Source organism: Microcoleus sp. Pol12A5, from assembly GCF_036701435.1.
Lineage (GTDB): Bacteria > Cyanobacteriota > Cyanobacteriia > Cyanobacteriales > Microcoleaceae > Microcoleus.
In genome coordinates this window covers 1-7,918 of record NZ_JAUBQU010000184.1, presented here as the reverse complement: position 1 = coordinate 7,918, position 7,918 = coordinate 1, and the positions used below count along the sequence as shown (strand labels likewise).

Annotated in this window: 9 protein-coding genes and 1 pseudogene; 5 read left to right on the top strand and 5 right to left on the bottom strand. The window is 44.1% G+C overall.

Going from position 1 to position 7,918, the window contains the following annotated elements:
• Together QUA45_RS26820 and QUA45_RS26815 are read left to right on the top strand one after the other, a co-directional pair.
• The coding region (locus QUA45_RS26820; protein ID WP_333222851.1) for a hypothetical protein at positions 1-271 on the top strand (271 nt) is incomplete at its 5' end.
• Positions 272-283: 12 nt separating this feature from the next.
• Entirely contained in the window at positions 284-559 is a 276-nt protein-coding gene (locus QUA45_RS26815) for a hypothetical protein (RefSeq protein ID WP_333222849.1), read from the top strand.
• A gap of 359 nt (positions 560-918) precedes the next feature.
• On the opposite strand, the pseudogene QUA45_RS26810 reads toward QUA45_RS26815, so the two are convergent.
• The 4 genes and pseudogenes from QUA45_RS26810 to fabI form a co-directional block, all read right to left on the bottom strand.
• Positions 919-1,119: pseudogene (locus QUA45_RS26810) on the bottom strand (transposase family protein); the annotation flags it as partial.
• 168 nt (positions 1,120-1,287) lie between these two features.
• Entirely contained in the window at positions 1,288-1,422 is a 135-nt protein-coding gene (locus QUA45_RS26805) for a transposase family protein (RefSeq protein ID WP_333222847.1), read from the bottom strand.
• 641 nt (positions 1,423-2,063) lie between these two features.
• On the bottom strand, positions 2,064-2,702 hold the full coding sequence (gene hisB, locus QUA45_RS26800; RefSeq protein WP_333067416.1) for an imidazoleglycerol-phosphate dehydratase HisB: 639 nt from the start codon (positions 2,700-2,702) through the stop codon (positions 2,064-2,066).
• Between the two features lie 182 nt (positions 2,703-2,884).
• The gene (gene fabI / locus QUA45_RS26795) at positions 2,885-3,661 is read right to left on the bottom strand and encodes an enoyl-ACP reductase FabI (RefSeq protein WP_333076152.1); all 777 of its coding nucleotides are present in this window, start codon (positions 3,659-3,661) and stop codon (positions 2,885-2,887) included.
• 330 nt (positions 3,662-3,991) lie between these two features.
• Between fabI and ntcA the strand changes: the two genes are divergently transcribed.
• The 3 genes from ntcA (at position 3,992) to QUA45_RS26780 (ending at position 6,842) form a co-directional block, all read left to right on the top strand.
• Entirely contained in the window at positions 3,992-4,657 is a 666-nt protein-coding gene (ntcA, locus tag QUA45_RS26790; RefSeq protein ID WP_006634020.1) for a global nitrogen regulator NtcA, read from the top strand.
• Positions 4,658-4,734: 77 nt separating this feature from the next.
• Complete coding sequence (locus tag QUA45_RS26785) at positions 4,735-6,417, top strand: DUF3084 domain-containing protein (RefSeq protein ID WP_333222844.1); 1,683 nt, start codon at positions 4,735-4,737, stop codon at positions 6,415-6,417.
• Positions 6,418-6,446: 29 nt separating this feature from the next.
• Entirely contained in the window at positions 6,447-6,842 is a 396-nt protein-coding gene (locus QUA45_RS26780) for a pre-16S rRNA-processing nuclease YqgF (RefSeq protein WP_333222842.1), read from the top strand.
• A 133-nt stretch (positions 6,843-6,975) separates the two neighbouring features.
• Here the strand turns inward: QUA45_RS26780 and QUA45_RS26775 are convergent, their stop codons facing one another.
• Positions 6,976-7,470 carry a hypothetical protein gene (locus tag QUA45_RS26775; RefSeq protein WP_333101093.1) on the bottom strand — a complete coding sequence of 165 codons (495 nt, stop codon included), beginning with the start codon at positions 7,468-7,470 and terminating at the stop codon, positions 6,976-6,978.
• Positions 7,471-7,918: the final 448 nt, after the last annotated feature.

Sequence of the window (7,918 nt, the reverse complement as noted above, 5' to 3'; positions counted from 1 at the left end):
ATTGCGACGGAGGCAATGGCAGAACTTGCATTTTGGAGCCAGCGCTGCTCACTCCATGACACTGATTCTGTTGGAACGAAAAGATGGAGCCAGCAATGCTCGTCAAGCTAAGCCTTTATGGTTGGTTTGGGTGGGTGAAAATCTGCCACAACTTGAAGAAATTGGACAGCTATATTTGCGTCGCTTTGCTATCGCTCATTGGTATCGTTTAGCTAAGCAAACCTTATTTTGGACTCAACCACAGTTGAGTACAACAGAGCAATGCGATTGATGGAGCACTCTTATGCCCCTATTGACTTGGCAGTTATGGTTAGCTAGAGATTTAGTCCGGGATTTTCATTTACCATGGCAAAAACCTCTCACCAATTTGACTCCCGGACGGGTGGTGCAATCAATGTTTCCACTTTTGGTCAAGATTGGAACTCCGACGAGCGCTCCCAAAAGACGCGGAAAATCCCCTGGTTGCTCGCCCGGTCAAAAACGCACTCCTAAAACTCGCTATCCTGTGGTGAAAAAAGGCAAGGGTCGCTTTCAAAAACATCGAAAAGTAGCTTCTTAATCACTAGGATTTAACTAACTCCAAAGCTTTTTCTGACTCAGTAACTAACTGAGCCTATTTTTTAGTCTCAACTCCAGTAAGTAATTTGTGTTAACAATTGCCTCAAACTATCTATCTATGAAAGTTAAACCATTTTTCATCCAGGCTAACAGGAATTATAGTCAGGTAAAATTAAAGCTCCTTCCTATCGTGACTCTTACTAGATCGCAGACTGCGCAAATTACGAGTAAGTAAATTTCCCTTTTGAGCCGAAATCTTTCTTGAGCTACTCGGAATATTTTGAGGAGTTTAATCATGTGTTAGACATAGATTCGCTTAGCTAAAAATTTTTTATTTTCTTGTTTTTGCTGGTCGGTTAATTATCTTTTTCTCGGTTTGTTATGAGGAGTAGATATTTGCTTTTCTCCCATATAGCCTTTGTCTCCTTTAAATTTTTGATGTTCAGAAAATTGAGAGAGATGGGCTCGGAATTGACTGATATCGATAGTGGAGCCTGGATCTCCAATTTTGACATCAACAATATCTTTTCCATTTGGTAATACAGTCAATTGATTTTTTAAGGTATAATTTTTTTACCGAATATAAATTTATGTTCTTTTTGGTCTGAAGGACGCTCTACAGGCTGCTCGGCGCTATCTACTGTTAATTGATATTGGGTTAAATTTTCTTTTACTAATTCATAATCGCTCTCTTTTTTTTAGTTGTTCTAGTAGACTAGCCGGTAATAATTAACCGAGAATAACTAACCAGTATGGAAAAATATTATGAGCTGCTGATTCACTGACTTCAAATTGAATTCCTAAATATTCAAAACTGCTACTTTGAGGAAGATAAACTAATAACAATTTACTATGAAACTGCACTTAACATAACGCTGAGTATATAGTTACAACCAGAGAGAAATCACCCTCATTTAGTGTATCTTCAGAGTGAATTGGTATAAAGTTAAAATAATTTAGTCGGCAATGGATAATTTATTTTTACAGCCGGCATTTTTTGTTAAGCCTGACTTTTTTGGATTCAATCTCTTGTTGTTTTTGACTGTGAAAAACTTCAGCCTGTTTAACTAACTACTGTAACTGTTCGTAATTAATCCCAATTAATTAAACGCTTAGATCTTTAGGAATTTTTTTCGAGGTAGTTTATTAGTCAACTCGTGGGCTTCAACTGATTACTTTGCTGCCTTAATTATACCAAAAAAATAAGTTCATGGATATGTCTATTCTCACTTGCTTGGATTCTAGTCAAGCTTGTTTTTCAGGATGTAATCGTTAGGCATTTTGGAGCAATTGTTGTAACTGTTCATATTCTACACCAATTAATCGCTGTGTTTCTTTATGATTCTCTTCAATAGAATTCAAGAGGTCGCTCATTTTTCTGTGTAAAAAATGTCTCTTATGTTCTTTTACCACAGCATATTACTATTTTGGAGATGTCTTATATAGCAGATATATTTTGATTTACAGCTTTGCAGTAGCCCAGAAGCGCTACTGCAAACCCCAAACTACAAAACCCCTTTAGAACTCGGAATCCGACTGGCGCGCCGCGGATCGATTTCTACCGCCATCCGCAGAGCTCGCGCAAATGCCTTAAATGCCGCTTCTACAATGTGATGAGAATTTCCGCCCTGCAACTGTCGAATGTGCAGTGTCATTTGAGTGTGGTTCACCACCGCCGAAAAAAACTCTCTCACTAATTCAGTATCGTAAGTGCCGATCCGCTGGTTGGGAATTTCCAAGCTGTAACTTAAGTGAGGCCGTCCCGAAAAATCTAGCACTACTTCAATTAAAGCTTCATCCAAAGGTGCGATGAAATGTCCGAAGCGAGAAATGCCCGATCGATCCCCGACAGCTTTTGCTAGCGCTTGGCCCAAGGTAATTCCCACATCTTCGTTCGTGTGGTGGTCATCAATCTCCAAATCACCGATCGCCTGCACGTCCAAATCGATCAATCCGTGAGAAGCAATCTGGTGCAACATATGGTCTAAAAACGGAATCCCCGTAGACGCCTTGCAAGTTCCTACACCGTCGAGATTGAGGCTAGCAGTGACATCCGTTTCCAGTGTCGTGCGTTTCACCAAGGCGGCCCTAGCTGGTTGAACTGAAGTTGCAGGAGGTACAGAAGGGCGATCGATTATCTCCATAATTTGCAATGGGTCATTCATTAGAATTAATTAGTAATTTGGGATTAACACTTTTGTAGCGGACAACGGACAGTTATTGACAGTTGACTGTTTGCACATCTTGTTGTCAACAGTTAACTGTCTAAAAACTTCGCTGTCAACTGTCAACTGTCAACTGTCAACTGTCAACTGTTTACCAGCTATTACATTCCCATGATTTCGTAACCAGCATCGACATACAAAACTTGACCCGTAATCCCGCTAGCGAGATTGCTGCACAGAAAAGCCGCAGCATTTCCTACTTCCTGCTGAGTCACCGTCCGCCGCAGCGGCGCCACTTCCTCAACGTGGTGGATCATGTCCAGAATACCGCCAACTGCTGACGAAGCCAGAGTCCGAATTGGACCCGAAGAAATCGCATTTACCCGAATATTTAACGGGCCCAGTTCTGCTGCCAGATAGCGAACATTCATTTCCAAAGCTGCTTTAGCAATTCCCATTACATTATAATTAGGAACTACCCGGACACCGCCCAAATAAGTCAGCGTCACAATACTGCCACCCTCGGCCATCAGCGGTTTAGCTGCTGCACAAAGCCGTACCAGCGAGTAAGCGCTAATGTCCAAAGCATTGGAGAAACCTTGGCGCGAAGTGTTGGTGAAATCTCCCGACAACTCGTCCTTGCCGGCAAAAGCCAGACAGTGGATCAGGACATCTAACTTGCCCCATTTTTCGGCGATGGTTTGAAAAGTAGACTCAATTTCGCTCTCGTCTTGGACATTGCAGGGCAAATACAGACTGGGATTGAGCGGTTCCACCAGTTCAGCGACTTTGCGCTCGTGCTTGCCTTTCTCGTCCTTCAAAAAAGTTATGCCGAGGTTGGCCCCAGCTTTGTGGAGCTGCTGAGCGATACCCCACGCGATCGAGCGATTGTTGGCAATGCCCGTAACAAGAGCATTTTTTCCGGTCAAATCTATCATCTGTATTTCTTCTAGAAGCAACTAGCACCGTTCTCATTGGCTCTCTGCGACAACCCCGCCAGTTTAGACACAACTGATTCAGCTTTAACTGATTCAGACACAATTGAGACACAATTGAGACACAATTGATATTAATTTTGCTGTGGAGCTACATGGGGGCGGAATTGAAAAAGTTAAGAGAAGGGCTAGATTTAATCATACAGTGCGTGTTTACCTTAACATTAGATGGAAGTAACCGAATCCTTGGATATTGGAGGTTGGGCTGTATATTTACTCAATAAAGGTTAATCGGCAAGTTATAAAGTATTGATTAGTACAAAGGATCTAGTCGTGACGCATGATAGACCGCTAGCAGCCGTGTTCCGCCAAATCAGCGGCGGGGCGTTTCCACCCATTGTGGAAACCTTTGAACGGGGCAAGACAATTTTTTTCCCTGGAGACCCGGCTGAGCGCGTCTACGTTCTCATTAGAGGTGCTGTGAAGCTCTCCAGGGTGTATGAAGCAGGGGAAGAAATTACAGTCGCCCTCCTACGCGAAAATAGCGTATTTGGGGTGCTGTCTCTGATTACGGGACACCGATCGGACAGGTTTTACCACGCGGTAGCCTTTACGCCGGTGGAATTGATCTCGCTGCCGATCGAACAAGTCGAGAAAGCGCTCAAGGAAGACCCGGAACTCTCGATGGTGATGCTGCGGGGACTGTCGTCTCGGATTTTGCAAACCGAGATGATGATTGAAACGCTGGCGCACCGAGATATGGGTTCGAGACTCGTCAGCTTTTTGCTGATTCTGTGCCGGGATTTTGGCGTGCCCGGTACAGAGGGGATTACGATAGATTTGAAGCTGTCCCACCAGGCGATCGCCGAAGCGATCGGCTCGACACGGGTAACTGTGACTCGTTTGCTCGGGGATCTCAGACAAGAAACCATGATCTCGATCCACAAGAAAAAGATCACAGTCCACAACCCGGTGGCCTTAAGCCAGCAATTCACTTGATGCCGAGAAAGTATGGGATTTTGGATTTTGGATTTTAGATTCAATCCAAAATCCAAAATCCAAAATCTAAAATCGGAATGACTGCTGGATACATCCTGGTATTTGTAATTTTAGTGTTAGGGGGTGTGATCGCCACTGTCAGCGATCGCCTTGGGACGAAAGTCGGCAAGGCAAGGTTGAGCTTATTCAAACTTCGCCCCCGCGATACTGCTGTTGTTGTGACAGTGATGGCTGGCAGCATCCTGTCAGCACTGACTCTGGGCATTTTGTTTGCTACTAGCAAGCCGCTGCGAACCGGAGTTTTTAGAATAGACGAGATTCAAAAAAGGCTCAACAACGCCCGCCGAGAAATCAACCAGGCCACTCAAGAAAAAAATCGAGTAGAAACTGAATTAGCTCAAGCCAGAGCCGCTCAAGCGCAAGCTAGAGCGAATTTAGAGCAAATTAATCAATCTCTCCAAGCCGCTAATGCCGAGCAAGCTCGGACGCAAACAAAATTAAACTCGCTGCGGGCCCAGCTCAACAGCGTGCAAGCAGCCAAGTCTAAAACTGAACAGCAGTTAAGTCAGGTAGAAGCGGCTAAATCCGAGACAGAAGAACAGCTCAGCAGTGTGGAAGCGGCTAAATCCCGCACCGAAGAACAATTGAAACTGGTTGAAACGGCCCGATCGACTACACAAGCTCAGCTCGATCGCACCGAGAACCAATTGAAAACAGTTTCTGCTCAAAAAACGACTTTAGGAGCGGAAATCGCCCAACTGCAAGAGGAACGCCAACAGTTAATCGAGCAGGTAAAAACTCAAATTGCCCAGCGCGATCGAGAAATTGCCAAGCGAGACGCAGAAATTGCCCAGCGGGACAAGGAAATTGTCGATCGCAACGAACTAATTGCCCAGCGGGACAAGGAAATTGCCCAGCGGGCGCAAAATCTGGCAGAGCGCGATCGAACTATTGTCGAGCGCGACAAAGTAATTGCCGAGAGAGAAGCACTTTTAGAAACCTTGGCACAGCAACAAGCTCAACTCGAACAGCAACAAACTTTATTGCAGCAGCAAGTGCAAGTTTTGGAACGCGATTTTCAGGCAATCCGCGAGGGTACAGTTGCCATCAGGCGCGGTCAAATTTTAGCTGCTGGCGTCGTTCGCATCCTCGAACCCGGTATGGCGAGTCGCGCGATCGATCGGCTTTTGCAAGAAGCAAATAAAACCACCGTCGGACTCATGCAGCCCGAAAATAGAAAGGTTAGGGAGCAGGTTATTCAAATTACTAAAGCAGAAATCGATCAACTCATTAGTCAAATTAAAGACGGTCAAGACTACGTGGTGCGGATTGTCGCCGGCGCTAATTACCTGCGGGAAGAAAAGGTAATTAAGGTATTTGCAGAAGCAGAAATCAATCGAGTTGTGTTCCGCGCTGGAGATGTCATTGCAGGGGTTGCTATCGATCCGGTGACTTTAACCGACGAACAGGTGCGACAGCAGTTGCTGCAATTGATAGAAGCTTGTCAATTTCGCGCTCGCCTGATCGGTGTTGTCGGCGGTAGAGTTCAAGTGGCAGACAATCAGATTGAAACTTTGGCTGGTTTTATCGAGCGATTGCAGCAGTACGAGAAACCGCTGGACGTTCAGGCGATCGCCACAGATGTCACTTACATCGCGGGCCCGCTTAAAATAGATTTAGTGGCTCTTGAAAACGGAGCCGTTGTTTTTCGTACCGGACAACAAAAACAAGGCCCCGGAGATTTGAACATTAAAAAATAAATTTGGTAATTAATAATGGGTAACTGGCTATGATTTTAGGTTTCGATCCCGGTAAAGACAAATGCGGCCTAGCTGTAATGGGTAGAGATAAGAAGGTCTGCTACCATCAAGTTGTGCTGTCGGAAGCAGCGATATCTACTATTCAATCTTTGTGCGAACAGTTTCCCATTGAGTTATTAGTGATGGGAGATCAAACGACTTCTAAGAGTTGGAAACAAAAACTGACGCAGAGCTTGTCGCCGGAGATCGAAATTGTTCGGGTTGACGAGAGGTTCAGCAGTTTGGAAGCCAAGGAACGCTACTGGGAAATGTACCCTCCGACGGGATTTTCTCGCTTGATTCCCCAGGGGATGCGGACGCCGCCGAGACCGGTGGACGATATTGTGGCGATCGTCCTAATTCAGAGGTATTTAAACAAAAGTTAGTCAATTTTATAAGCATTACCACTGATTCTATTTGATTATTTAGGAATCAATATGTTTTTGAGGCTCTTGAATTTTTAACTTAAATAAAATACACCCTAAATTTAGTTAATTTATCATTAACTAACAGTTAGTGTTACTTGATGACAGCTTCGGTCAAGATTACCTTACCATTCTGGCGGACTTGCAGGCGTTGGGGGTTAATCGAATAGATAATATTGCCGTTAGTCGCTTCATAAGTTCCGTCGTCACCTGTAGTTACTTGCATTACATTGATTTGGGTGCCATTTATTTTACTGAGGCCTCGGTAAAAAATATCGCCTTCCTGGGTTTTGCAAATGTATATAGAAAAGTTGGGCGTTGCGAAAAATTGCACCATTTCCGCTCTCGGACATCCCTCAACTTGAGCAATTTGCAGCGGTTGATTATTGCCCAAAGTGTTGGGTGCGATCGCCCGAACTTTGCCAATCGGTTGATTTAGTGGAGCGGCTTCTGCTGAGGCTGTCAAAAAGCCGTGAAGCGAAGCTATCCCGTTCCCCGTAGGGGTTCCCGAAGGGTAGGGAATCGCACTAATGCCTGCCATAACTAGAACTACTCCTTTAATGCTCTTAACTCTATATTTATCAAACATCTTTTCACTCCTGTTTTTAACTATATAATTACATCTTAAGGGATATTTGCTGGATATTAATAATATTTAATATCAGAGGTAAAAGCTGCAGGAACACGGTACACTGTCGGTTTAAGTAAGGTGCGAACTGTGTACCCTACACCAGTAATAATACATAAGTATGTCAATGCGAGCCAAGGCAAGCAATCTCTTGCATTGATAACATTTTTAAGGTTTTATGACTTGTTCACGCTGAGCTGAGAAACCGGGTTTCTTGATATATTTATCGTTACTAAACCTTTGATTTTTCTAGAAACCTGGTTTCTAGCCCCCCAGGCGATCGCGAACTGACTCAGTTACACAGTAATTTTTATTGGCGCTTAGCTATTTAGTCAGGGTAAACGCATCTTAATTTCAACCTAAAACATGATAAGATGAAGTATTTAGGTAAATCAAGTGCGTAATTCAT

Bases quoted from the DNA above. Each gene is read 5' to 3' on its own strand.
- hisB (WP_333067416.1), bottom strand. From the start codon at position 2,702: ATGGAGATAATCGATCGCCCTTCTGTACCTCCTGCAACTTCAGTTCAA.
- QUA45_RS26815 (WP_333222849.1), top strand. From the start codon at position 284: ATGCCCCTATTGACTTGGCAGTTATGGTTAGCTAGAGATTTAGTCCGG.
- fabI (WP_333076152.1), bottom strand. From the start codon at position 3,661: ATGATAGATTTGACCGGAAAAAATGCTCTTGTTACGGGCATTGCCAAC.
- QUA45_RS26780 (WP_333222842.1), top strand. From the start codon at position 6,447: ATGATTTTAGGTTTCGATCCCGGTAAAGACAAATGCGGCCTAGCTGTA.
- QUA45_RS26785 (WP_333222844.1), top strand. From the start codon at position 4,735: ATGACTGCTGGATACATCCTGGTATTTGTAATTTTAGTGTTAGGGGGT.
- QUA45_RS26775 (WP_333101093.1), bottom strand. From the start codon at position 7,470: ATGTTTGATAAATATAGAGTTAAGAGCATTAAAGGAGTAGTTCTAGTT.